This window comes from Embleya sp. AB8, from assembly GCF_049739465.1.
Taxonomy (GTDB): Bacteria; Actinomycetota; Actinomycetes; order Streptomycetales; family Streptomycetaceae; genus Embleya.
Genome location: NZ_JBMHHY010000021.1, coordinates 1 through 25116, shown reverse-complemented (window position 1 = coordinate 25116; position 25116 = coordinate 1). Strand labels below are relative to the sequence as shown.

17 protein-coding genes and 4 tRNA genes are annotated in these 25116 nt (G+C 71.1%); 13 read left to right on the top strand and 8 right to left on the bottom strand.

Annotation, left to right across the window (positions count from 1 at the left end; genetic code table 11):
* The first annotated feature begins 260 nt into the window (after positions 1 to 260).
* Positions 261 to 1205: a glutathione S-transferase C-terminal domain-containing protein gene (locus ABIA38_RS29110; RefSeq protein ID WP_424641833.1), complete on the top strand. Its 945-nt coding sequence runs from the start codon at positions 261 to 263 to the stop codon at positions 1203 to 1205.
* A 39-nt stretch (positions 1206 to 1244) separates the two neighbouring features.
* Here the strand turns inward: ABIA38_RS29110 and ABIA38_RS29105 are convergent, their stop codons facing one another.
* The 3 genes from ABIA38_RS29105 to ssuE all read right to left on the bottom strand — a co-directional run bounded on the left by ABIA38_RS29105 (position 1245) and on the right by ssuE (position 4403).
* Positions 1245 to 2633: an NtaA/DmoA family FMN-dependent monooxygenase gene (locus ABIA38_RS29105; protein ID WP_424641832.1), complete on the bottom strand. Its 1389-nt coding sequence runs from the start codon at positions 2631 to 2633 to the stop codon at positions 1245 to 1247.
* Entirely contained in the window at positions 2617 to 3774 is a 1158-nt protein-coding gene (locus tag ABIA38_RS29100) for an LLM class flavin-dependent oxidoreductase (protein WP_424641831.1), read from the bottom strand. Before ABIA38_RS29100 ends, ABIA38_RS29105 begins: the two co-directional genes overlap by 17 nt.
* Before the next feature lie 95 nt (positions 3775 to 3869).
* Positions 3870 to 4403: an NADPH-dependent FMN reductase gene (ssuE, locus tag ABIA38_RS29095; RefSeq protein WP_424641830.1), complete on the bottom strand. Its 534-nt coding sequence runs from the start codon at positions 4401 to 4403 to the stop codon at positions 3870 to 3872.
* 1015 nt (positions 4404 to 5418) lie between these two features.
* On the opposite strand from ssuE, the gene ABIA38_RS29090 reads away from it, so the two are divergent.
* From ABIA38_RS29090 to ABIA38_RS29065, 6 genes are all read left to right on the top strand, one after another.
* Complete coding sequence (locus tag ABIA38_RS29090) at positions 5419 to 7461, top strand: FAD/NAD(P)-binding protein (protein ID WP_424641829.1); 2043 nt, start codon at positions 5419 to 5421, stop codon at positions 7459 to 7461.
* Positions 7458 to 8357: a glutathione S-transferase C-terminal domain-containing protein gene (locus tag ABIA38_RS29085; RefSeq protein ID WP_424641828.1), complete on the top strand. Its 900-nt coding sequence runs from the start codon at positions 7458 to 7460 to the stop codon at positions 8355 to 8357. Before ABIA38_RS29090 ends, ABIA38_RS29085 begins: the two co-directional genes overlap by 4 nt.
* A gap of 192 nt (positions 8358 to 8549) precedes the next feature.
* A tRNA-Cys gene (locus ABIA38_RS29080) sits at positions 8550 to 8620 on the top strand.
* 70 nt (positions 8621 to 8690) lie between these two features.
* Positions 8691 to 8761 (top strand) — tRNA-Cys (locus ABIA38_RS29075).
* A gap of 47 nt (positions 8762 to 8808) precedes the next feature.
* Positions 8809 to 8879, top strand: a tRNA-Cys gene (locus tag ABIA38_RS29070).
* A gap of 366 nt (positions 8880 to 9245) precedes the next feature.
* Positions 9246 to 11690: an endonuclease/exonuclease/phosphatase family protein gene (locus ABIA38_RS29065; protein ID WP_424641827.1), complete on the top strand. Its 2445-nt coding sequence runs from the start codon at positions 9246 to 9248 to the stop codon at positions 11688 to 11690.
* 166 nt (positions 11691 to 11856) lie between these two features.
* On the opposite strand, the gene ABIA38_RS29060 is transcribed toward ABIA38_RS29065, so the two are convergent.
* Both ABIA38_RS29060 and ABIA38_RS29055 read right to left on the bottom strand, forming a co-directional pair.
* Entirely contained in the window at positions 11857 to 13110 is a 1254-nt protein-coding gene (locus tag ABIA38_RS29060; protein ID WP_424641826.1) for a M28 family peptidase, read from the bottom strand.
* Positions 13111 to 13164: 54 nt separating this feature from the next.
* Complete coding sequence (locus tag ABIA38_RS29055; RefSeq protein WP_424641825.1) at positions 13165 to 14247, bottom strand: Lrp/AsnC family transcriptional regulator; 1083 nt, start codon at positions 14245 to 14247, stop codon at positions 13165 to 13167.
* A gap of 472 nt (positions 14248 to 14719) precedes the next feature.
* On the opposite strand from ABIA38_RS29055, the gene ABIA38_RS29050 reads away from it, so the two are divergent.
* The 3 genes from ABIA38_RS29050 (at position 14720) to ABIA38_RS29040 (ending at position 19249) form a co-directional block, all read left to right on the top strand.
* Positions 14720 to 16363: an amidase gene (locus ABIA38_RS29050; protein WP_424641824.1), complete on the top strand. Its 1644-nt coding sequence runs from the start codon at positions 14720 to 14722 to the stop codon at positions 16361 to 16363.
* A 13-nt stretch (positions 16364 to 16376) separates the two neighbouring features.
* Entirely contained in the window at positions 16377 to 17903 is a 1527-nt protein-coding gene (locus tag ABIA38_RS29045; protein ID WP_424641823.1) for an MFS transporter, read from the top strand.
* A 95-nt stretch (positions 17904 to 17998) separates the two neighbouring features.
* Positions 17999 to 19249: an amidohydrolase family protein gene (locus ABIA38_RS29040; RefSeq protein WP_424641822.1), complete on the top strand. Its 1251-nt coding sequence runs from the start codon at positions 17999 to 18001 to the stop codon at positions 19247 to 19249.
* A gap of 37 nt (positions 19250 to 19286) precedes the next feature.
* Here the strand turns inward: ABIA38_RS29040 and ABIA38_RS29035 are convergent, their stop codons facing one another.
* From ABIA38_RS29035 to ABIA38_RS29025, 3 genes are all read right to left on the bottom strand, one after another.
* Entirely contained in the window at positions 19287 to 20204 is a 918-nt protein-coding gene (locus ABIA38_RS29035; protein ID WP_424641821.1) for a DMT family transporter, read from the bottom strand.
* A 37-nt stretch (positions 20205 to 20241) separates the two neighbouring features.
* A complete protein-coding gene (locus ABIA38_RS29030) occupies positions 20242 to 21048 on the bottom strand; it encodes an AraC family transcriptional regulator (protein ID WP_424641957.1) in 807 nt (268 codons plus the stop codon).
* Positions 21049 to 21349: 301 nt separating this feature from the next.
* On the bottom strand, positions 21350 to 22312 hold the full coding sequence (locus ABIA38_RS29025) for a hypothetical protein (protein ID WP_424641820.1): 963 nt from the start codon (positions 22310 to 22312) through the stop codon (positions 21350 to 21352).
* Between the two features lie 126 nt (positions 22313 to 22438).
* Between ABIA38_RS29025 and ABIA38_RS29020 the strand changes: the two genes are divergently transcribed.
* The 3 genes from ABIA38_RS29020 (at position 22439) to ABIA38_RS29010 (ending at position 25056) form a co-directional block, all read left to right on the top strand.
* Positions 22439 to 22512 (top strand) — tRNA-Pro (locus ABIA38_RS29020).
* A 1448-nt stretch (positions 22513 to 23960) separates the two neighbouring features.
* Complete coding sequence (locus ABIA38_RS29015; protein ID WP_424641819.1) at positions 23961 to 24857, top strand: hypothetical protein; 897 nt, start codon at positions 23961 to 23963, stop codon at positions 24855 to 24857.
* 1 nt (position 24858) lies between these two features.
* Positions 24859 to 25056, top strand: coding sequence for a hypothetical protein (locus ABIA38_RS29010; RefSeq protein ID WP_424641818.1), 198 nt, complete (start codon positions 24859 to 24861; stop codon positions 25054 to 25056).
* Positions 25057 to 25116: the final 60 nt, after the last annotated feature.

Genomic DNA, 25116 nt, shown 5'->3' with positions numbered 1-25116 from the left:
CTGGGCGTAGCGCGAATAATTCGAGCCGTGGACGGCTGCGTGTGTCACGTGGGCCCCCGCCCGGGATTGCCGAGGGCGCGGGTCCTGATCGCCGTCCACCTGCTGATTCGTCGTCACATCGACTTCCTGCGCGTGTGCAGCGCGAGCTGTCGCGCGGTCTGAGTTCCACGCCACCGGTCCGCCCGCATCCGGGTCGGACCACGCCGTGCCGTGCCGCCTCGACCGTTGCCACACTCACGACCCGCGCGAGGGAGACCCGTATGTCGATGACCACCCCCAGGGCCGCCGGACCGATCGACTTCCGCGCCCACGGGCGCTACCGCGTCCGCCACCCCGGCTCGCCGCTGCCGGGCCTGGAGACCATTCGCCCGCCGATGCAGCGCTTTCGCGGCCGGATCGGCGCCGGCTTCCGGGCCGGGCCGAATCGCTACCACCTCTACCTGTGCCTGGCCTGCCCGCGTTCGTTGCGGGTGGCCATCACCCGTGATCTGGCGGGCCTGGGCCGGGTGATGGGCACCTCGCTGGTGGATCCGGTCCGGGACGGGCGTGGCTGGGCGTTTCGTGACGGGGACGGCCACGGCCTGGACCCGATCGCCGGGTTCGCGTTCCTGCGCGAGGCGTACGAGGCCACCGAGTACCACTACGACGGGCCGGTGACCGTACCGGTGTTGTGGGACCGCTGGAGCGGACGGATCGTCAGTAATCACGCGCCGCACATCCTGCGCGATCTGGCCACCGGCTTCGGCGGCGGGCACGAGTTGTATCCCGCCGATCGGCGCGAGGAACTGTGCGCGCTCGACACGCTGTTCGAGGAGGACGTCACCGACGCCGCGCAGCGCGCCGGGCGCGCGCCCGCCGGGCCGCGCCGCGCGGAGGCGATGGAGATCGTGCTGGCCACCCTGGCGGTGGCCGAACGGCGGCTCGCGGCCCGGCCGTTCCTGCTGGGCGACACGCTGACCGCGGCCGATGTACAGCTGTGGACCACGCTGGTGCACCTGGACGCGGTACACAAGCGGCACCTGGACGCCGTGGACGTACATCGCCTGGCCGCACATCCGCATCTGTGGTCCTACGCCCGGCGGCTCAACCTGATCCCGGCGTTCCGCGACAACCTGCGTCTGGACCACATCGCCCGAAACCACCGGAGCCACTGTCGTGGTCCGGCGGCCTCGGGGGTGTCGATCGCGCTCAACGACTGGAGCTGAGCCCGCGGCGGCGGTGTGCGCCCGGGTGCGCGGCCGGGTTCACACCGCGACGTCGGCGGGTCGTACGGCGGCCGGACGCGGCGCGGGCAGGTTCAGGTGTTCGCGCAGCGTGGTGCCCTCGTATTCGGTCCGGAAGACGCCGCGTTCCTGGAGGATCGGCACCACCTGGTCGACGAACTCGTCCAGGCCGGTGGGGGTCAGGTGTGGGACCAGGATGAAGCCGTCGCTCGCGCCGTCGCGTACGTGTACCTCCATCCGCTCGGCGACCTGCGCCGCGGTGCCGATGAACGTCTGGTGCGCGGCCACCTCGATCACCACCTCGCGCAGGCTCAACCCGCCCTTGGCCGCCGCGAGTTCGCGCCAGGCGCGGGCCACCTCAAGGGGGTTGCCGCCGGGGCGGACCCGGCCCCGGCTGATCGAGGCGCCGTCGGTGACCGGGTCGAAGTCCGGCAGCGGGCCGTCGGGGTCGAGTTCGGACAGGTCGCGGCCCCAGACCTGTTCGGCGAACTGGATCGCGTTCTTCGGGCTGACCTGCTGCCGGCGGATCCAGGCCGCCTTGTCCCGGGCCTCCTCGGCGGTGGCGCCGAGCACCGCGGTTACCGCGGGCAGGATCTTCAGCTCGTCCGGGGAACGGCCGTGCCGGGCCGCGCGGCCCTTCATGTCCGCGTAGAACGCCCGGCCCGGGTCGTACTCGCCGTGCCGGGAGAAGATCACGTCCGCATGCGCGGCGCCGAACTCGCGCCCGTCCTCGGAGTCTCCCGCCTGGATCAGCACCGGCCGCTGTTGCCGGCTGCGCGGCACGGTGAATCGGCCCTCGATGGCGAAGTGCCGTCCGTGATAGTCGAATCGCCCGGCCTCCGGGGCGGCGAACACGCCGGCCTCGGGGTCCGCGACGTGCGCGTCCGGCGCCCAGCTGTCCCACAGGGTGCGGGCCGCCTCGACGAACTCGATGGCCCGTTCGTAGCGTTCCTCGCGCGGCAGGAAGCCACCCCGGCGGAAGTTCTCGCCGGTCCAGGCGTCCGGCGAGGTGACCACGTTCCACCCCGCCCGACCGGTGCTCAGGTGGTCCAACGAGGCGATTCGGCGGGCCAGTTCGTAGGGTTCGTTGTAGGTGGCGGTGGCGGTCGCGGCCAGTCCGAGTCGGTCGGTGACCGCGGCCAGTGCGGCCAGGACGGTGAGCGCGTCCGGGCGGCCGGCCACGTCCAACTCGAAGATCCGGCCCTGGTGTTCGCGCAGCCGTTGGCCCTCGGCCAGGAAGAAGAAGTCGAACCTGCCGCGTTCGGCGGTGCGGGCCAGGTATTCGAACGAGGCGAAGTCGATCTGGCTGCCCGAGCGCGGGTCGCTCCAGATGGTGGCGCTGTTGACGCCGGGGAAGTGCGCGGCGAGGTGGATGCGCGTGCGGTGCGCGGCATTACGAGACTCGGGCATCGGTGATCCCTCCTCGGATCCGGGCGTAGCGGTTGGCGGGCAGCGGCAGGCCCAGGTGTCCGCGCAGCGTGTCGGCGGTGTACGCGTCGCGGGTGTGGCCGTGTGCGCGCAGGATCGGGATCAGGTCCTCGACCACGTGGTCCAGGTCGTACGGCAGCACGCCGGGGAGCAGCGTGAAGCCGTCGACGGCGCCGCCGGTGTACCAGCCGGCGAGTCGGTCCGCGAGGGCCGCCGCGGTGCCGGTGAAGCTGAGTCCGCCGGCCACCGGGACGTCCGAGCGGGCGTCGAGGGCGGTGCGTTCGCGGCGCGCCTGCGCCTCGCTGTCGGCCAGGTGCACGGTGATGTCGGCGAGTACGCGCAGTTCGCCCGGGTCGCGGTCGTTGCCCTCGGCGATCGTGTGCGCCCGCTCGCGCAGTCGGCGGGCCTCGTCCGGGCCGGATGCGTCGATGAAGAGCACGTCGGCGAACCGTGCGGCGATCTCCAGCGTGTCGGGGCCGTCCACGGTGATCCCGATCACCGGGCGGCCCTGCGGGGGGCGCGGGGTGATGGAGGGGCCGCGGACGTCGAAGTAGGTGCCCTCGAAGTCGACGTAGTGCAGCTTCTCCCGGTCCAGGAAGCGGCTCGTGGCCACGTCGCGGATCACCGCGTCGTCCTCCCAGCTGTCCCACAGGCGGCTCACCACGTCGACGAACTCGGCTTGTTCGTCCGCCAGTTCGCCGGCCGGGGCGACGGGTTTGCGGCCGAAGTGGCGGGCCTCGGCGGCGGTTCGGGACGGCTTGGGCCACCAGCCCGCGCGGCCGCGCCCGACGTAGTCGAGGGTGGCGATCGCGGTGGACACGTGGAACGGCTCGGTATGCGTGGTGGTCGCGGCCGGGATCAGGCCGATCGACGCGGTCGCGGGGGCCACCCGTGCGGCCACCGAGACCGCGTCGAGTCGACCCGGGATCCGTACGGAGGGTGGTCCGAGCGAATCGTCCAGTCGTATGAAGTCGAGCAGCCCGGCCTCGGCGGTCCGCGCCAGCTCGACCCAGTAGCCCGGCTCGAACAGCTCGGCGGGGCGGGCGTGCGGCGAACGCCACGCGGCGGGGTGGCGGCCCGCGCCGTCGAGCGCGACACCGAGGTGGAGGTGGCCGGTGGTCATGCGAACTCCCTTGGGGTGCGGGGCCGGTCCGGCGGATCGGTACCGGGTCGGGCCGCGGTTCGGGGCGCCGGGGCGCCTGGGGCCGGTGGCCCTGGTCAGGCCACGGCGGCCGGGCGGCGCAACCGGGCGGAGAACGCGTCGGCGAGTTCTTCCAGCGGCGCCACGCCCTCGGCCTCGATCGCACCGTCCGCGTCGACGTACCGCTCGTGCACGAACCAGCCCTGGGCGACATGGTCGGCGCCGAGCGAGGTGAGCACCGGGCGCAGCGCGTAGTCGAGGGCGAGTACGTGTGCGGGGGTGCCGCCGGTGAGCACCGGCAGGATCTCCTTGCCACGCAGCGCGAACTGCGGGAGCACGTCCAGGAATGTCTTGAGTACGCCGCTGTAGGCCGCCTTGTACACCGGGCTGGCGATCACCAGCGCGTCGGCCTCGGCCACCCGGGCCAGTGCGGCGCGCAGTTCGGGGTCGGCGAAGTCGGCGTGCAGCAGCGCCCGGGCGGGCAGGTCGCGCACCGCGAGGGTGGACACGTCGTGTCCGTCGGCGGTCAGCCGGGCGGCGAGGTGACGGGCCACGACGCCGGTGCGCGAGGTCGCGGAGGGGCTGCCCCATATGGTCAGGACGGTTGCCATGGGATTACCTCGGTTCGGGGGTGGTTCTGGGGTGGTTCTGGGGTTGTGCCGGGGTGGTGCCGGGGTGGTGCCGGGGTTGCCCCGGGGGGTTTCCCGGGGTCTGGCCGGGCTCTGGCCGGTGCGGTACCGGCGCCGGTCCGGTGGTGGCGCGGGCGTGGTCCGGGTCACCGCCGGAGCGATCTCGGCGGAGGTCGGGAGCGGCGGTTGTCGGCCGGTGGAAGGGTGATTCGTCCCACCTGCGTCCGGGTCCGCGTCCGGTTCCGCGTCCGCATCCGGGTCCGGGTCCGGACTCGGGTGGGGTGGGATGCGCCTACCCGGAGGCCGTGACGCGCGGCGTGGCGGCCGGACGGTGTGGGTGGGTCCCGAGTGGGACGGCGCCGACGGCGCGACGCGGGCCGCGCCCGCGTACTGCGGTCAGCTACAACAGGCGGCGCTGGTGACGCGCCCGAGGTCGATGTGGAGGCGGGCGGACAGCAGCCAACCGGCGGCGGACACGGCCGCCCCGTCGCTGTGTCGCGCGTAGTGCGCCACCGGGATCCCCTCGCTGGGCCGTGACGGAACGCCACGGCGAGATGTTCCGGAACTTAACCCGCCGGGCCGCGCTCGGTCAATTGCTCGAAGGCGACCGGGAAGGTTCGACGTTGACAATTCGTCAGGCTGCTCCGTAGCGTCGACGTCGTGAGCCCCGACCTCTTCCTCGTGTCGTGCCGCCCCATCGACCTGTGTCGTGTGGCCGGCGGGCTGTGTCGTACCTGCGGCTGATCTCGCCGCCGCGCTCCTCGGTGTTCGTTGTCCACCCAGAGGAATCCTGAGCCACCCCGAGGAATCCCGAGCCGGGGATCCCGAACTGAGGATCCCGAGCCGAGGAATCCCGAGCTTCCGCTCGGGTTGCGCACCCGGCCTTGTGGCGCAAGGCCCTTTCCATCCGTCGAATCGCTCTCGCATGGTGTCCCGATATCCGGGCGCCGGCGGGCCGGTTCGCGCACTCCCGCAGTATCCCCACGAGGGGAGAGCCATGCCCGACCATCCGTCCGGCCACCTCCGCCCCGTCGCCGTCTGCATCGTCGGCGCCGGTCCAGGCGGTACGTCCGTCCTCGAACGCCTGTTGGCCAACGTCCCCGAGCTGCTCGGTGACCGTCCGTTGCACGTGCACGTCGTCGACCCCTACCCGCCGGGTGCGGGCCGGGTGTGGCGGCGGGCCCAGTCGCCGCTGTTGTGGGCGAACTCGTTGGCCGCCGACATCACCCTGTTCACCGACGAGGTGTCCACGATCGAGGGACCGATCCGACCGGGGCCCTCGCTTGCCGAGTGGGCGGCGGCCCGCGCCGAGGAGTTGCGCGCGGGTCGGGGTTCGGCCGAACTGGAGCCGTTCGCCGACGAGTTGGCCGCGTGCGGACCCACCTCGTTCCCGACCAGGCCGTTGCTGAGCGCCTACCTGTCCTGGTTCTTTCGGGCCGCGGTGGCGCGGGCGCCGGCGAACGTGCGGGTGATCGTGCATCAGACCACGGTCGTGGACGTCACCGACGGGCCGCGGCGGCAGCGGGTGCAGTTGGCCGGGCGTCGGGCGCCGCTCCAGGTGGACGCGGTGATCCTGGCCCAGGGCCATCTGGACGCCGAGCCGACGCCGGAGGAGCGCGAGCAGATCCGGTTCGCGCGCCGACACGGGCTGGCGTACCTTCCCACCGGGTACACCGCCGACCTGGACCTGGACGCGTTGCGCCCGGGCGAGCCGGTGTTGGTGCGCGGCATCGGGTTGGCGTTCGTCGACCTGATGGTGCGGCTCAGCCATGGCCGGGGTGGCACGTTCGAGCGGGATTCGGCGGGTGTACTGCGCTATCGGGCGTCGGGGCGCGAGCCGTTGCTCCTGGCCGCCTCGCGGCGCGGAGTGCCGTACCGATCCAAGACCGGTTATGCCTGGACCGGCGAACGCCCGCCGCTCCCCCGCTACTTCACGGTCGAGGCGGCCCGGGAAGCGGCGGACATCCGGCCGTTGCTCGGCAAGGAGTTGGCGGGCGCGCACTATCACCGGTTGTTCACCGCGCATCGCGAGCGCACCACGATGGACTGGGCCGAGTTCGACCCGGCGTTCGCGGCGGCGGCCGATCCGGGCGAGGTAAGCGAGTTGGTCGCCCGGGCGGTGCCGGATCCGGCCGACCGGTTCGATCTGGCCCGGCTCGATCGACCGGTGTGGGGGCGGGAGTTCGCCGACAGGGAGGCCGAGCAGGGACTTCAGGGAGGTCAGGGGTTCAAGGAGCTGCAGGGCCTCCAGGGCCTCCAGGGCATCCAGGAGTTTCAGGAGTTTCAGGAATGGATGCACGCGCACCTGGAGGCGGATCTGAGGCGCCGTCACGATGCCGCGTACAGCCAGGATCTGGCCGTGATATACGCGTTGCTCAGCGTGTACGGGGTGGTCCTGCGGCTCCAGGACGCGGGTCATACCGTGCCGGATCTGCCGCGCCTGCACGGCTTCTTCAGCTATCTGGCCAGTGGTCCGCCGGGGCCGAGGCTGGCGGAGATGTTGGCGTTGGCCCGGGCCGGGGTGGTCCGCTTCGTCGGCGAGGACGTGGCGATCGAGGCCGACGAGGCGGCGGGCGGGTGGCGGGCGACCAGTCCGACCCTGCCGGGGGTGCGAATACGCGCTCGGGCGCTGGTGGAGGCGCGGTTGCCCGAGCCGTCGCTCAACCGCACCCGGGACGCGCTGCTGCGCCGGTTGGCCGCGCGCGGCGACGCGTCCCCGGACTCGGCGGGTCGGCTGTACACCCGGGCCGGCGACCGGCGATTGGTCGACGTGCGGGGCGACGCGCATCCCGCCCGGTTCGCGGTGGGGCACGGCGTGTCGGGTGGTGCCGGGAGCGCGGGGTTCTCCCGGCCCCGCTTCGACGCGCCGTCGTTCCGCGTCAACGACGCGCTGGTTCGGGGCGTATTGGATCATTTGCGGGACATCGGACCCGCCGCCGATCGGGCTGCCGATCGGCCGGAAGTCGTGCCACACGCGGCACGCACGACACACGCGCCACGTTCGACCCACGCGACACTCGTGACAGGAGCCACCCAGTGACCACGCAACTCGGATACGCGAGCCCCGTGGACGTCGACACGTACGGTCCGTACGCGGTCACGAACCCGGATTACCCGTTCGTCGGCCGGATCGGCGATCCCGATTTCCCCGAGGAGGCCGGGCGTTACCACCTGTATCTGTCGCACGGCTGCCCGTGGGCGCACATCGCGGCGATCGTGCGACATGCGCGCGGTCTCACCGGGATCGTCGGGGCGTCGTACGTGGACGAGGAACGTGACGCGCGGGGGTGGGCGTTCCGGGAGCGGTTCGGGCCGGACCCGGTAAACGGGTTCACCCTGCTGCGCGAGGCGTACGAGGCGACGGCGCCGGGTTACGCGGGGCACATCTCGGTACCGACCCTGTGGGACCGGGCGACGAGCCGGATCGTGGCGAACGCGTACAACACGATCCCGAACAACCTGGCCACGGCCTTCGTCGGCCTGGTCGGCGAGCAGGCCGCGGACCTGTATCCGGAGGACCTGCGCGAGGCGATCGACATCACCGACACCGACTTCGCGACCGCCGCGCGCAAGGGCGGACTGTGGACGTCGGAGGAGGGCGAGACGATCAACACGCTGGAGCGCTCCGACGCGCATCTGGCGGACAAGCGCTACCTGTTCGGGGATCGGCTGACCATCTCGGACATCCGGTTCTGGGTGAAGCTGGTGCGTTTCCCGGAGACCTACCGGGCGGCGCTCACCGAGGACGGGCGGACCCTGGTGGACTACCCGAACCTGTGGGCGTACGCGCGGGATCTGTATACCCGGCCGGAGTTCCGCGAGACCACCGAACTGGGGGTCCTGGCGGAGAACCGACTGCGGCGCGGCCCCGAACTGCCGGCGGCCCCGACCGCCGAGCAGTGGGCCGAGCCGCAGGACCGCGCGACGCTGGGCTGAACCCGCCGCACTCGGGCGCGGCGCGCACACGTTGGGACGCGTGTGTGTCGCCGGGGATCCCGAGGTGTAGGTCCGGTCCGGGGGTGCGTCGTCGGACGGAGGGGACCGGCGACGCACATCCCGGGGCCGGGCGATCCGGTGCTGAGGCCCACCGGTTCGCCCGGGCCCCGGGGCACGGTCGAGGTGGTACGTGGTGGAGTGGCCGAGAGGTTAGGCAGCGGCCTGCAAAGCCGTTCACGCGGGTTCGAATCCCGTCTCCACCTCGAAAGGGGAAGAAGACACGGGCCGTTGGCCGGGACACACCCGACCCGCGGAACGCGACACGCAGTACGTGGTGGAGTGGCCGAGAGGTTAGGCAGCGGCCTGCAAAGCCGTTCACGCGGGTTCGAATCCCGTCTCCACCTCGAAGGGGGAAAGGAACCCGGGCCGTTGGTCCGGGTGCGGGGGAAATGATGGAGTGGCCGAGAGGATAGGCACCGGTCCGCAAAACCGTGTACGCGGGTTCGAATCCCGCCTCCATCTCCGAAACGGCGCGCAGCGTCGGGTAGTTGGTCCAGGTGCTCATCCGTGCTCCGGGATCGCGAATCATCACCACCTCCGGGAGCCCTCGGGCCGCCGCGACCTGTGCCGGGGGCGACGGCGGGTCCGGGACGTGCGGTTTCGGCTCGGAAAAGATTCGTCGGAAAAGATTCGTCGGAAAGATTCGGACGCCGGGGGAAGCCTGGCCCCTTTCGGGCCGCCCAAAGGATGGACGCCGTTCACCCGGAGTCCCGAGAATGTCCCGAACCTGTCCCTTTCGCTTTCCGGAGGCCCCGGGTGACATTCCGTCAGCAAAAATCCTCGCGCCGACGATCCGTGCCGGGTGCACGGCGACGCCGGATCGGTGTGGTGGCCACGACCGTGGCCGGCGCCCTCGCCGGCAGCGCGCTCGTCCTCGCCCCCGCTCCCGCCGTCGCCGCCCCGGCCGCGGATGTCCTGCTCGCCGAGGTGTACGGCGGTGGCGGCAACAGCGGCGCGACGTTGACCAACGACTTCATCGAGTTGGCCAACAAGGGTTCGGCCGCGGTCGCGATCGACGGTTGGACCGTGCAGTACCTCCCGGCCGCACCCAAGCCGACCTCGACGTGGCAGGTCACCCCGCTGACCGGCGCGGTGGCGCCCGGCGGGCGGTATCTGATCGGTGAGGCCAAGGGCGCCGGCGGCACCGTCGCACTGCCCGCCCCGGATGCGTCGGGCACGATCAACCTGTCCGGCACCGGCGGCACCGTGGCCCTGGTCCGCGGCAGCACCGCGCTCACCTGCCTGACCGCCGCGGACTGCCTTGCCGACGGTCGGGTCGTCGATGTGGTCGGCTACGGCGATGCGGTGGTCCGCGAGGGCACCCCGGCGAGCGGCGCCTCGAACTCGGCCTCGGTGGCCCGCGGTTCCGCGCTCGCCGACACCGACGACAACGGCGCGGACTTCACCGCGGGCGCCCCGACGCCGCTCAACGCGCGTGGACAGGGTCCCACCGACCCGGGTCCCGGTACCGATCCGGAGCCGACCAGTGCGCGGATCCACGACATCCAGGGCACCACGCGGGTGTCGCCCAAGAACGGCACCCGGGTGACCGCTGTGCCGGGTGTGGTCACCGGCATCCGCAGTTTTGGGGCCGCGCGCGGCTTCTGGTTCCAGGACACCCAGCCGGACGACGATCCCCGCACATCCGAGGGGCTGTTCGTGTTCACCGGCACGGTCACCCCGAAGGTCGCGGTCGGCGACGCGGTCAAGGTGACCGGTCGGGTCGAGGAGTACTACCCGGGCGGTGTCCAGAACGGCGCCCAGTCGCTGACCCAACTCGCCGACGCCACCTGGGTGATCGGCGCCTCTGGGCAGCCGTTGCCGGCCCCGGTGCTGATCGACGCGGCGACCGTGCCGGCCGCGTACGCGCCCACCGGCAACCCGTCCATCGAGGGGTTGCCGCTCGAACCGACCAAGTACGCGCTGGACCTTTACGAGTCGCTGGAAGGCCAGTTGACGCGCGTGGTGGACACGCGCGTGGTCGGCCCGAGCAACTCGCACGGCGAACTGTGGGTCACCGTCGAGCCGACGCAGAACCCGACCGCGCAGGGCGGCACGCTCTATGGCGGCTACGACGCGCAGAACGGCGGCCGGCTCAAGGTCTCTTCGCTGATCCCCTTCTCCCAGGAGCCGTTCCCGCAGGCGAACGTCGGCGACACGCTCAGTGGGGAGACCGTCGGCCCGCTGACGTACGACCAGTTCGGCGGCTACTCGGTGGCCGCGACCAAACTCGGCAAACCGGTCAAGGGCTCGCTGACCCCGGAGATCACGCGCGACCAGAAGAAGACCGAACTCGCGGTCGCCACCTACAACGTGGAGAACCTCTCCCCCAAGGACCCGCAGGCCAAGTTCGATCGACTGGCCAAGGGCATCGTCACCAACCTGTCCACGCCGGACGTGGTGGCCCTGGAAGAGATCCAGGACAACAGCGGACCCACCAACGACGGTGTGGTGGCCGCCGATCAGACGTTGAACCAGCTCGTCGCGGCGATCACGGCGGCCGGTGGCCCGACCTATTCGTGGCGCTCGATCGACCCGGTCGACGGCCGGGATGGCGGCCAGCCGGGCGGCAACATTCGTACCGCGTTCCTGTTCGACGCTGCGCGCGTCGAGTTCGTCGACCGTCCCGGCGGCGGTTCCACCAGCGCGGTGGGGGTGCGCAAGGACTGGCTCGGGCGTACCCAACTGACCCAGTCCCCGGGCCGGGTGGCACCGGCGGACCCGGCCTGGCAGAGCAGCCGCAAGCCGCTCGCGGGCGAGTTCCGCTTCCGCGGCAGGACGGTGTTCGTGATCGCGAACCACTTCGCCTCCAAGGGCGGCGACCAGGCCTTGGACAGCCGGTTCCAGCCGCCGACGCGCGGTTCCGAGGTGCAGCGGGTGGCGCAGGCGAAGGTGTTGCGCGGCTTCGTCGACCAGTTGCTCGGCTCCGACCCCCGGGCCAACCTGGTGGTGCTCGGCGACCTGAACGACTTTGCCTTCTCGCCGACGGTCAAGACCCTCACCGACGGCGGCGCGCTGCGCACGATGGTCGACACGTTGCCCGCGAACGAGCGTTGGGGGTACGTGTACAACGGCAACAGCCAGATGTTGGACCACATCCTGACCAGCCCGCGGCTGACCCGGTTCGAGTACGACATCGTGCACGTGAACGCGGCCTTCGCGGACCAGGCGAGCGATCACGATCCGCAGGTGTTGCGGGTGCGTCCGAGCACGGGCAACGACTTCCTGGACTGCCTGGAGCAGTTGTGGGACGAGTTGTTCGAGCGCTCCTGACGTAGCGTCAGGCAAGGTTTGACGTAGCGTCACCTCGCGCCCGATGTCGGTTCGCCGGCGTTGGGCGCGAGGGCTGTCCAGGGCGCGAGGGCTGTCCAGGGGTGTGATGGCTGACCGGGGTGTGGGGGCTGACCGGCGTGCGCAGGTTGTCCGGGGGGTGCGCGGATTATCCGGCCGGAGTCGCAGCCAGCGCCCGGGCCGCCGCCTCGGCGAGCGCGCACGCGTCCGCGACGCAGTCGTAGTCGACGTGTTCGGGCAGGTCGGTGTGCAGGTGGTAGTGCGGGATCAGCTTCTGGTCGTCGATCGAGACCAGCGTGGCGGTGGGATAGCCGTGCCGGTTGGGCACCACACCGTCGGTGGAACTGCGCGAGCGCAGCCCGGTCAGCAGTGCGATGTCGTTGCGGGTGGCGCACTCCGAGAGCAGGTTGTTGAACGGGACGTCGTAGGGCTCCATGCGCAACGGGCCCTCGGCGTCCAGGAGTACGAGGTTGCCCGAGCCGACCGTGTCCACGTTGAGGAACCACGTACGCTCGCGGTCGAGTTCGGGGAAGTGTCGGCGGGCGAAGCCGCGGATGCCCTCCTGGAGCGCCTCCTCGGCGCCGGCCGACACGAGCAACACCCTTATGCCGTCCACCGGTTCGTCGCGCAGGGTGGCGGCGAGCGCAACCAGTACGGCGACGCCGGAGAGGTTGTCGTTGGCGCCGGGTACCGCGCGGCTGCGGCCGATCTGGGTGAACGCGGCGGTGGACACTGCGGCCAGGCCGATCCCGGCCCGGCGTACGGCCGTTGCGCCGGTGGCCGCGCCGAGTGCGATCAGCGCGGGGCCGGCGACCACCGGCCACCAGATCGGCGGGTTCTCGCTGACCTTGTCGAGCAGGTGTGGGTAGCGGGTGGCGAACCAGCGGGCGGCGCGCTCGTCGAACACCGCGCCGGTGGGCGCCGCGTCGTGATGGGCGGTCACCACCAGGGTGCGCGGCGCGTTCGGATCGCCGACGGAGGCGACCACGTTGGACACGCTGCGGCGCCGGCCGCCGAAGGCTCGGCGTGCGTATTGGCGGCGGTAGGAGATGTCGTCGGCGATGCCCAGGGTGGCGGCGGTCGCGACCACCGTGGCCGCCGTGCGGGCCCGGCCGGCGAGCAGCCCGGCGACGGTCGCGAGCGCCGTGAGGGTGCCGATCGGGCGGGCGTAGGAGGCGTAGGCGGGCTCTTCCTCGACCGCCGCGTCCGATGCGCCGAGGCCGCGCAGCAGTTCGGCGATCCGCTCGGCGGCCTCGTGTTCCCCGGCCGAGGTGGGCAGTCGTTCGATCGCGGCCAACGGCTCGATCACGGCCCGCAGTTCGGCTTCGTCGGGTCGGCGCGAACGTTTGGCTTCGCCCGGGCCCGGGCCCGGGTGCGCGTCGGGTCGACCACGGCTCGTCATCCCGTAACGATGCCACGGGGGCGTGCGGTCTGTCCGTAACGTGGGCGAGTTTTGTTACTCGCCGGTCGGGTCGGCCGAGTGGCGCGCCGGCCCGGATCCCGGTGCGGTCGGGTCGGCCCAGATGTCCAGGGGCACGAAGCCGATCGCCCGGCCCTCGGGGTCGAGCAGCCGGCCCATCAGCTTGACCGCGCGCAGCGCGATGGCCCGGTCCACGGTGCGCAGGTGCAGGAGTCGTTCGGCCAGGCGTGTCTCCAGGGTCTGTGCCTCGGCGACCGAACGCAGCCAGAGGGTCATCACCAGGTTGTGTGGTCCGGCGATGCCCATGATCATCCGGATCTCCGGGAGTTGGGCCAGTTCGCGGGCGGTGGCGTCGAGGTGTTCCGGCGGCACCTGGGCCCAGAACGTCGCGGACACCGGTGATCCGGACAACGACCGGGCCAGCTCGCAACGCAGCACCAGCGCGCCCGAGTCGATCAGTTTGGTCAGCCGGCGGCCGGCGGTGTTCACACTGGTGCCGATCGCGGCGGCGAGGTCGGTGAGCGACATGCGCCCGTCCTCGCCGAGGGCGAGGATCAGGTCGCGGTGTTCGAGCGCGTCGACGGTGCCGGCGGTGCCGGGGGACGGCGCGGGGCGGCGCGAGTCGCCGACGGTGTGTTGCTGCGCGGGGTCCAGGCTGCGCAGGCGCCACGAGCTGCCCTCGGTGTAGCTGCGGGTGGTGAGGTGGCTGCGGGTGGCCCGGATCCCGGGCAGGACCGAGAGCCGTTCCAGGATGTACGCGGACAGGTCGGCGAAGCTCGGCGCCATCAGGGTGAGCAGCAGGTCCCGGCCGCCGGCGGTGTGTTCGACGGTGATGGCCTGGGGGTCGGCGGAGAGCGCGCGGGCGACGGCCGCGTTGTGGCCGGGCTCGCAGTCGATCTCGACGATCGCGCCGACGCCTGCTCCGTTGCGGTCGAAGGGGTAGGCGGTCACCCACGCGTGTCCGGCGGCGCGCAGGCGTTCCCAGCGGCGGGCCACCGTGGCGGGGTCGATGTCGAGCGTGCGGCCGAGCACGGCCCAGGAGGCGCGCGGGTTGATCTGGAGCGCGTTGACGAGAGCCAGATCCAGCTCGTCAATTTCCTGCGTGGTTTGGATGGTCATGGGAAAAACCTGCATTCCGAGGCGAACATCTGGGTGAACCCTAGCATCGGCGTACTCCATCGGGCGTCTTGCGAAGGCCGCGCCACTCCTGACGAAGTGCACCGGTTCCGGCCGCTGTGGCCGGCGTTTCGGGTCGAGCACCGATCCGAAACGAGATCAGTGCTCTCGCCTCGGCGAGAGCGTTGACCTGAAGCGCGATCGGTGCTCTCGCTTCGGCGAGAGCGTTGATCCGAAGCGCGATCGGTGCTCTCGTTCCGGCGGGAGCGTTGATCCGGATCGTGATCGGTGCTCTCGCTCTACCGAGAGCGTTGATCCGAACCGTGATCAGTGCTCTCGCTCTGCCGAGGGCACCGACCCGGATCGTGACCGATGCTCTCGCTCTACCGAGAGCGTTGATCCGAACCGTGATCAGTGCTCTCGTCCTGGTGCGGCGCTCGCATGGACCCCGACCGTACGACCCGAAGGCCGCGCCATGACCGCACCGTTCGCCACTCTCACCGACACCGCGCACGCCCTGCGTACGGGCGAGATCAGCAGTCGCGAGCTGGTCGCCGACGCGTTCGCCGCCGCGGACGCGCTCGACCCGGTGCTCGGTGTCTACGTGGCCAGGTTCGACGAGCCGGCCGCCCTGGCCGCCAAGCGCGCCGACGAGACCCGCGCGGCGGCGGGCGCCACTCCGCTCGCCCCACTCCCCCCGCTCGCCGGTCTGCCGATCGCGATCAAGGACAATCTGGCCACGATCGAGGGCCCGACCACCGCGCAGAGCCCCACCCACGACCCGGCCTGGTGGCGCGGCCGCGACGCCGACGCGGTGGCCCGGCTGCGCGCGGCCGGTGCGATCGTGCTCGGCAAGACCACGATGGTCGAGTACGCGATGGGCCGGCCCGATCCCGCGCATCCCTTCCCCGTCCCGCGCAACCCGTGGGACCCCGAGCGCTGGACCGGCGGTTCCAGCACCGGCAACGGCGCCGGCCTCGCGGCCGGACTGTTCCTGGGCGCGCTCGGCTCGGACACCGCCGGCAGCGTACGACTGCCCGCCGCGCTGTGCGGGGTCACCGGCCTCAAGACCACGTACGGCGCGCTACCGATCGCCGGCTGCGTACCGCTGAGCCCCTCGCAGGACGTGCTCGGCCCGATGGGCATCGACGCCCGCGACTGCGCGCTGCTCCTGGACGCCGTGCGCGGTACCGACTTCGCCGCGCGCACCTGGCTCGGCGATCTGGCCGGCGTCCGCGTCGGGGTGCCCTACGAGTTGCTCGATCGACCCGGCGTCGACCCCGCGTGTGCCGCCGCGTTCGCGACGGCGCTCGACGCGCTGCGCGAACTGGGCGCGGAGGTACGGCCGTTCGCATTGCCGGAGGTCGACGCGCTGCTCGCGGTGAACGCGGTGACCATGCTCGCCGAGGCGTTCGCCGCGCACCGCCGCCGGCTGGTCGAGGAATTCGCCGCGCACGGCCGCTCGTTCCGCCGACTCGCGGTGGCCGGCGGGTTGCTCCCGGCGCACCTGTACCTGCGCGCCCGGCGAGCCCGCTCGGCCGCGACGCACATGATCGGCACGCGCCTGGTCGAGCACGGCGTCGACGTACTCGCCACCCCGACCTGGCCCTCGGGCGCGCAGCGCTACGCCGACGAGGCCAACCTGCCCGGCCGCGAGCCGAACCTGACCGCGGCGTGGAACCCGACCGGATTCCCCGCGCTGGCCCTGCCGATGGGCGTGGACGACGCGGGCCTGCCGCTGTCGCTGCAGCTCGTCGGCCCCGCGGGCGCGGACGACCGGCTGCTGGCCGTCGGCGACGTGTACCAGCACGCGACCCGATGGCACCTGCGCCGCCCGACCGTCGACGAGCACGGCCGACCGGCCCCGCTCCCCGACCCCGACCGCCCGGCACCCGCCGCCCACCCGACGCCGGCCACCGCCGGCGCCCACGCCGTCGCCGCACCGCCCGCGCCCGCCGCCGATCCCGACCGGATCGCCGCGGCCCTGGCGGAACTCGGCGTCACCCCCACCCCCGCCGACCTCGCCGCCGTCACCGCCCTCACCGCCGGGTTGCGCGCGATCGTGCCCGTCCTGGACGCGTACGACCGCGAGGAGCCGCTGCCGCGGCCCGCGGGCTGACGTACTCCCGCACGTGCCAGCACGTACCGCCGTCCTGCCCGGTACGTCCCCGTCCCGTCCCCTGGAGTTCATCGTGTCCCACCTCAAGCCCCCGGCGGGCTCCGGGGCAACCGGCCCCGTTACCGGTGTCAGTGTCGCCGCGGTCGTCGGATTCCTGGTGTTCCTCGAACTGACCAGCGGCGTGCTGCAGGGTCTGATGCCGGTACTGCTCCCCGAGATCGGCGCCGACCTGCGGGTCGACGCCGGCGACCTGAACTGGGTGAGCAGCCTGCAACTCCTGTCCGCCGCCGTGTCGGTGCCCGTCTTCGGCCGGCTCGGCGACATGTACGGCCACCGCCGGCTGTTGCGGGTGGCGGTGGTGTCGCTGGCGATCGGCTCGGTGTTGGTCGCCTGGTCGCCCTCGTTCGGCGTGTTGTTGCTCGGGCGCGTGCTGCAGGGTCCGCTGGCGGCGCTGCTGCCGCTGGAGATCGGCATCGTCCGGGACCGACTCGACGCGCAGGGCGCGAAGTCCGCGATCGGCATGCTGGTCGGCTCGTTGACGTTCGGCGCCAGCGCCGGGCTGATCGTGGCCGGCCTGCTCGGCAAGTGGATCTCGAACGTGCACGGCGTGTTGTGGATCCCGGCGGTGGTGACCATCCTGTGCGTACCGGTCGCGTTCTTCCTGGTCCCCGAGTCGCGGACGCGGGCCGGCGGCACGGTCGACTGGATCGGCGCGGCGATGCTCAGCGTCGGCCTGTCCGCGCTGTTGCTCGCCATCGCGCGCGGGCCCAAGTGGGGATGGACGTCGGGCCCGGTGTACGCGCTGTTCGCGCTCGGCGCGGTGGTGTTGGTGGCGTGGGTGTTCGTCGAACTGCGGGTCGACCACCCGATCGTGGACATTCGGCTGAGTGCGCGACGCAACCTGCTGCCGGTGTACGTGGCGAGCTTCTTCCTGGGCGCGGCGCTGTTCGGGTCGCAGACGGCGGCGTCGTTGTTCCTGTCGTCGCCGCGCGAGAAGGTCGGGTACGGGTTCGGCTACGACACGCTCGGCATCGGCTGGATGATGTTGCCGTCCGGGGTGTTCGCGTTCGCGGCGGCGACCGTGGTGGCCCGTCTGGCGAAGGCGCTCGGCGGACGGGTGGTGCTCGGCCTCGGCGGCGCGGCGATGACCGTCGGATATGTGTTCCTGACCCTCGGGCACGGTGCGCCGTGGCAGTTCCTGGTCGCCAACTCGGTGATCGGGCTCGGCACCGGCCTGGCCCTGGGCGCGCTGCCGGGGTTGGTCCTGGACGCGTCGCCGGCCGACCGTACCGGGATCGCGACCGGCGTCTACAACACCACCAAGACCCTGGGCGGCAGCGTGGCGGGCGCGGTGTTCGCGGCGCTGCTCACGTCGTTGACGATCGGCCACTCGAAGGTGCCGACGGAGCATGCGTATGTGGCGGTGTGGTGGTGCTGCGCCGGGGTTTCCGTGCTGATCGCGGTGTTCGCGATGCTCGTCCGGGGGCCGCGTACGGAGGTGGCCGTGCCGCGGGTCGGCGCGGTTTCCGCGGCGGCTTGACGGCCGGTTTCCCCTTTCCCGTTCATTCATTGATCCATCCATTCACCCATTCACCCATTCACCCATTCATCCATTCAGAGAAGGGATTTGACGTTATGTCAGATCGGCAGACCCCGGTACTCCTGCACAACGGCCTGCTGTTCGACGGTCGCGGCGGCGAGCCGATCCGCGCGGGCGCGGTGCTGCTCGCGGACGGGCGGGTGGTTTGGGCGGGGGCGGGCTCGGACGTGCCGGCCGAACTGCCGGTCGGTACGCGGCGCGTGGATGTGCGTGGGCGGACGATCCTGCCCGGGTTCATCGACTGCCACGTGCATGTCGCCGCGCCCGGCGGGGCGTTCAGTCACGCCGAGATCGCCGCGTTGCCGCCGACGTTGCGGACGTTCCTGGCCGCGCCCCGGCTGCGCGCGACGCTGGAGGCGGGCGTGACCACGGTGCGCGATCTCGGCGGCGCGGACATGGGCCACAAACTGGCGGTCGAGCAGGGGCTGTTGGTCGGGCCTCGGCTGCAGATCGCGGTGGCGATGCTGAGCCCGACCGGTGGGCACGGCGACTTCCGGCTGCCGACCCAGCACGGCGAGGTGGACCCGACGATGGGCCGGCTCGCGGACGGGCCGGACGCGTGCCGCCGGGCGGTGCGCGAGGTGTTGCGGGTCGGCGCGGACGTGATCAAGGTCGCGGCCACGGGCGGCGTGTGGAGCCCGAGCGATCAGCCCGACGACGACGGCTTCCTCGAGGACGAGATCCGCACGATCGTCGAGATCGCGGGCGGTCACCGGGGCAAGAAGGTCGCCGCGCACGCACAGGGCCGCGGGGGGATCCTGAACGCGGTACGGGCCGGCGTGGCCAGCGTCGAGCACGGCTACGCGATCGACGACGAGATCATCGACCTGATGCTGGAGCACGACACGTTCCTGGTCCCGACGTTGACCACGGCCAACACCGACCCGGACCCGACCAAGGCGGCGAGCTGGGCGTACGCGAAGAAGAAGCACTGGCAGACGATCGCCCGCACGCACATCCCGCGCGCGATCGAACGTGGGGTGCGGGTGGCGATGGGTACCGACTGCGGCATCGCCGAACACGGCACGAACCTGCGCGAGTTGGCCCACCTGGTCGACTGCGGCCTCTCCCCGCTGGCGGCGATCTCGGCCGGTACCGCAAACGCGGCCGAACTCCTGGGCCTGGCGGACGAGATCGGCACCCTGGCGGCGAGCAAGCGCGCCGACGTGGTGATCGCGCGGGGCAACCCGCTGACCGACATCGGCGCGCTCGCGGAGCCGGAGAACATCCTGGCGGTGTTGAAGGACGGGGTGGCCTACAAGGACACCGAGGCACTTTTCGCATAGACCGACGGGGGTTCGGGCCCGGGCCGGCGGCCGACCGCTACGTGTGGGCGTCCACCGGCCCGGGCAGTCCGTCGGCGGCGGACGCAGGCGGTGCGGCCGGTGTCGGGTTGCGCCGGGTGGCCAGTACCGCGCCGCCGAGGATGAGCACGAACGAGGCGCCGATCGCCACGGTGAACCTCTCGTCCAGGATCAGCACCCCGGCGGCGACCGCGACGGCCGGGTTGACGTAGGTGATCACCGTGGCGCGCGCCGCGCCCACCTCGCGGACCAGTTCGAAGAAGATCACCATCGCGATCGCGGTGCAGACCAGGGCCAGTACGCCGATCGCGCCCAGCGCCTTGCCGCCCGGCACGTGGGCGGGCCACTGCGCGGCGGCGAGGGGTATGTACACCAGCGCGGTGAAGCCCAGGCACACCACGGTCATCGGCAGGCTCGGCACGTCCTTGAGCCGGCGTTCGGCCACCAGCGCCGCTCCGGCGTAGCACAGCGCGGTGGCCAGCACCTCGACCGCCGCCCACGGGTCCCCGCCGCCGAGGGTGGGCCCGGCCAGTACCGCGACCCCGCCGAAGCCGATCGCCAGGCCGGCCCAGCGCACCGGCCCCATCCGCTCGGTACCGCCGGTGAGGTACACCAGCACCGCGCCGAAGATCGGTACGGACGCGATCAGCAGCCCGGTGGTCGAGCTGGACAGTCGCCGCTCGGCGTCCGAGAGCATCCACCACGGCCCGACGAACTCGGTCACCGCGAACACCATCAGTGGCCACTTGTACGGGGTCAGCCCCCGCATCCCGCCGCCGCGCAGCGCGAACGGCAGCAACAACAGGGCGCCGATCCCGGTACGGGCGAACACCAGCACGCCGGGCGACACCTCGTCCACCGCAACCTTGATCAGCAGGTACGGGATCCCCCAGATCACGCACATGCACCCGAACAACAACGCTCCACGACGACTCACGGCCGTGTCCCCTCAATCTCTTGATCGAAGAGGATGATCAACCACGCGTGGCCGATCGGTCTAGAACGTTGTTGCGCAGCACGCTGACGTTGTGGCGCAGCACACTGTTGCGGTAGCCGGCCGGGGTGACCCCGAGCACCCGGCGAAACCAGCGGCCCAGGTGCGCCTGGTCGGCGAAGCCGACGGCGAGCGCGGCCTGGGCGGGCGTCATGCCGCGGGCGAGCAGGACCTTGGCGCGGGTGACCCGGTGCTGGGCGAGCCAGGCGTACGGGGGCAGCCCGGCGACGTCGCGGAAGGCGCGCAGGGTCTGGTAGCGGGACAGGCCGATCCCGGCGGCCAACTCGCCGAGCGAGGGCGGCTCGACGAGCTGGTCGGCGAGCCGGTCGCGGACCGCGCGGGCCACCCGGGCGGCGTCCGGCGAGCCGGTCCGGCGGGCCCGTTCGGGTACCGCGTGGCGCGCGACGAGCGCGCGAAGGACCTCGACGACGCGGGACTCGCCCTCGAAGGCGTCACCGCCCGCGGTCAGGTGGACGTGTACGGCGACCAGTTCCGCGGCGAGCGTCGGGTCGGCCACGATCAGCGACGGGAAGTGCGGAGCGGGGCCGGGCAGGTCCTCGCCGACCAGCGTGGCCGAGGGGTAGAGGACCCGGTAGGCGTACCCCTCGGGGATGCCCGGCCCGCCGGTGTGCGTCTCCCCCGGCTCGGCGACCACCAGGGCCCCGGGCCCGGAGCGGTGCACGGCGCCCCGGTAGTTGATCTGCTCGATGCCCTCGACGCACACCCCTATCGCGTATTCCTCATGCGCGTGCGGCGCGTATCGGTGCCGCCGAAAGTGCGCGGTCATCAGGTCGAGGGGGGCGTCCTGGACACCGTGCACTCGGGTCCACACGGCGGTGTCGGCGGGGGTGGAGTCGGCGGGGATGGAGTCGGCTGGGGTGGTGACGGCGGGGATGGAGTCGGCTGGGGTGGAGTCGGCTGGGATGGAGTCGGCTGGGATGGAGTCGGCTGGGGCGGAGTCGGCTGGGATGGAGTCGGCTGGGATGGAGTCGGCTGGGATGGAGTCGGCTGGGGCGGAGTCGGCAGGGGTGGTCTCGGCGAGGGTGGTCCCGGCCCGGCATCCCGAGCGCTTGCACCCCACGCGCGCGTCACCACTCATGTCGATGCGCTCTCACGTATCCGTGCACCGGCCGCCCGGGCACGATCGGCTCGAACCACTCCTCCGGCCCGGGGTCGGACAACCGCAGCTCGACCGACTCCGGATCGTCGGAGGCCGCGTCGCTGAAGGTGACGAACGCCGCCTCGACGTCGTCGTCGTAGAGCCCGTGCCGCTCGAGCAGCGACGCCGCCTGATCCACCAACAACCGCAAGGCCATCTCCTCGGCGAAGCACGCGGGCGGCGCCCACTCGGTCCCGGCGAGCCGCCCGGTCACGGTGACCGCGGCCACCACGAACCGCCGGACGAAGCCCTCCTCGGTCAGCGGCAACGCGTCGAGCACGAAGAACGAGGCCCCGTCCGCGTCCCGAAGATTGACCAGATCGGTGAACAGCAGGTCCACCAGCACCGGGATCGAACTCGCCACCGCCCCGGCCGCGAGCCGCGCCTTCTCCTCCGGTACGTCCGGCTGCGCGGTATCCGGCTCGCAGCCGAACGCCTCGAGGCCGAACGCCCGCACCTGCCCGGCCTCCCGCTCGATCCGCAGCCGCTCCTCGGGCATCGGCCGACGCGCCCGCAACGCCGGATCCACCGCCGGCGCATCCGGCCCGTCGGCCGCCAGCAGACTCTCGTACACCAACTCCTCGTGCAGCTGCACCTCGCTGCGCACCACCCGCCAATCCGCGAGCAGCACACTGGCCTCCAACACGGCCGACACGATCTGCCGCGCGCTCCGCTCGGCCACCTCCAACGTCGGCGCGTCCACCGACAACAACACCCCGGCCCCATCCGACCGAGGCGTCACCCGATAGTCCACGAGGTCCACCCCGACCCCATCCGCCTCCTCGAACCCCTCCACGGAATCGAGCCCATCACTCAGCAACGCCCCGACCCCGAGCCGCTGGAGTTCATCCAGATCGGGATAGGTCTCGAGCGGCACGACATCGACATTCACCGGATAAGCCACCCCAAGATCTTCCCGGACCCCACCCCCTTCCCGACCCCCGACACCACCGAACAACCACGTGGCGGACCACCCCCCAATGTGCGATATGGTTTCCGTGTTCGGCCAGCCGAACACCGGGACGTGGCGCAGCTTGGTAGCGCACTTGACTGGGGGTCAAGGGGTCGCAGGTTCAAATCCTGTCGTCCCGACGGTGTTCAAGAGGCGCTGACGTGGGCGAAAGCCCAGGTCAGCGCCTTTTGCTGGTTTAGACCATTGGATAGGCTGGCGAAGCATTCCGAGTCGCCGTGGACCAGCTGTGGACCAAATGCGGCTGGAGGAGCCCTCTTGGTCAGATTTCAGACCGCGAGAATTGACCGTTTAGTCGGATTTGGCAATCAATTCTGACACGCTCCGGCAGATGTTCATCACCCTGTGCTTCGGAGAAGTGCTTCCCCGTAGGCCATTTGACCGCCAGTCAAGTGCGCTATGACCCGCAGTCGGCGCCAGACCAGCGTCGGGCAACGTCCCCCACACCACCGATGACCCGTGCCCAGAGCCTCCAACCGCCGGATCATCAGCCCTTCCGCCCCTGCCCCTCTGCTCTGCCGGCCCCGTCTGCGTCGCGGCTGCCGCCGGACGCCCTCCAGCGGGTGGGTGTGGCGCTCGCTCGCCGAAGCGCTGGAACGTTTGGAGGGGATCACCGGTCCGGACGACACGAGCGTCCAACTCGACGAGTTTCGAGTCGGCTCTCACCCTGAGGTGCCTTGGTACTCCTCGTCCTCGACGCCCCGTGCTGGGGTTCGCCGAAGGGGTGGCCCACGAGGTTCTGGAGAGCAAATCTTCGAAGCCGGCGAAGAGTTGGAAGACTGGGCGGTCGCCTCGTGCAAAGTCAAACTCCACGACGGACTCGCTCTTGAGAGCCTCGCCACCGCCGACGGGCCGGACGCGCCACCTGCGGATCCGGCAGAACTCGCCCGGCTCCACCGTCAACCCGAACCGGCCACGAACCACGCACAGTTGAGCGACGAGGAGACCGAAGCCCAGACCACACAGCTACGAAACCTCGCTCGCGGCTGACGCACTTCACTGCGGCTCACTTCGGACACGACACCCAGGGCACAGTCACCTACACCAAAGCACAGTTGGCGGCAGGCGCCTTCATCGAGCAGTTCACCGCGGCCTGTTCGTCCGCCGGTTCGTCATCGCCGCGGCAACGGTCATCCAGCGGCTCACTTCGACCACTGGGCACCCCGGTGCGTGGCCGAGGCACTCTATCCCGGAGCGTCGCACACTCGTTGGTCAGTGGGGTAGCTGCCAGGTCTCAGGGTAATCAGCCATCGGAGACGGAAGCGGAATATGGCCCAACGCGGCTCCTCCACAACGTATTTGGGCCATCCCTCTGCGCTGCGGAGCATCGAAGTCAGCACCCTCGGCGTCGGTACGGGCGATACGAAGGACCGTTGGGTATGCTTGATGCCGTCGGCAGCGAAGCTTGGTTTCTGCTGCGACCGCAGATCCCGGTATTCTGCGGCGCGCACATTCCATGGGTGTGGAGCACCACTTCGCAGCAAGATCCGCAGAGCGGATCGCGCCGGCACGGGAACGCCAAGGATGCAACGCCTCGTCAGCCAGACCGGGATGGCCAGATGGGTGCAGTGTGTCCAATTCTAAAAAGCGTGACCGCCAGGGGAAAGAACGCGCTCGGTACACCGAGGAGTCTGCATCCGCCGCCAAGGCGGGCACACCCCGTGGACTGGACAGTGTCGGCCTGGACCACTGCACGCCGGAGCAGACGGAGTTTCGCGCGCTCCTTGCCTTGGGATTCTTCAACCGCGGACCAATCGCGGCGTGGCCGAGCGCCTGGGATCTCAGTGCTCTGACCTGGTACACCATCACCGTCTCACCGGGTTGGGACTATCTCTTCCTGCATACGAACGCCCCTGACAACGTCGCGGATCGCATGGACCCTCGTGGCGGTTTCGGTATGCCCGGCATTCGCCTTATGGACTCCGAATCGGTAAGCGTGGGCGAGTGGTGGATCGGTGGGATCCACCTCCACACCGGGGCCCGCTTGACCCTCGCCGGGATCTGGCCCGAGCAGCTGAGGCCACGCGGACTCAAAGCGAAACACGTATCGGACGCGTGCGTCCGGCCATTCCTCGGCGAGACCATGGGTACCACAGAATCCAGGGCCTTCACAGAAATTCCCCCCATGAGCGACGACATGCGTCGCTTGCTCGCAGGCCTGTTCGTGCGACTTTCCGTTAAGGACCGGTTCGGCCGGTGGGCTACCGGCAACTGGCACTGGGACCCTCTTCGACGCAACCTCCCTCGGCCGAAAGGGAACTACGCTCACGGTCCCGTGCGGAGACTCTGGGGCGCCGGCGATGAGTGGGAATTGGTGTGGACGGGGTATCCGCACACCGCTGACGTCGTCGCGGCTTTGACCGATCCGGTCGCAGGACTGGCGAACGCAACAAGCATCACCTACCGCGACAGTTACGACGTCCGTCTCGGGACGGCGTGTCTCCACATCCGCCGCTGGCAGGTGTGACATGTTCGGCAACTTCACCGATCCTTTGATCGACGCGCCATGGTGGGGCAGGCTCTTGTTGGCCCTCGTAGTCGTCACGAGCTGGTTCCTGCTGAGGCTGACCCGGCTCCTGATGCCGACAACCTCGTCGGACCGCCTCAAGTGGTGGCTCGCGGTCCTGGAACTGGGCTTGATCCGTTTTGACGGACACCCTGGCTGAGGGGCTGCGGTCCCTTGGGGAGGATGTCCATCATGGAGAGCATGGGGAAGAAGAAGCCTC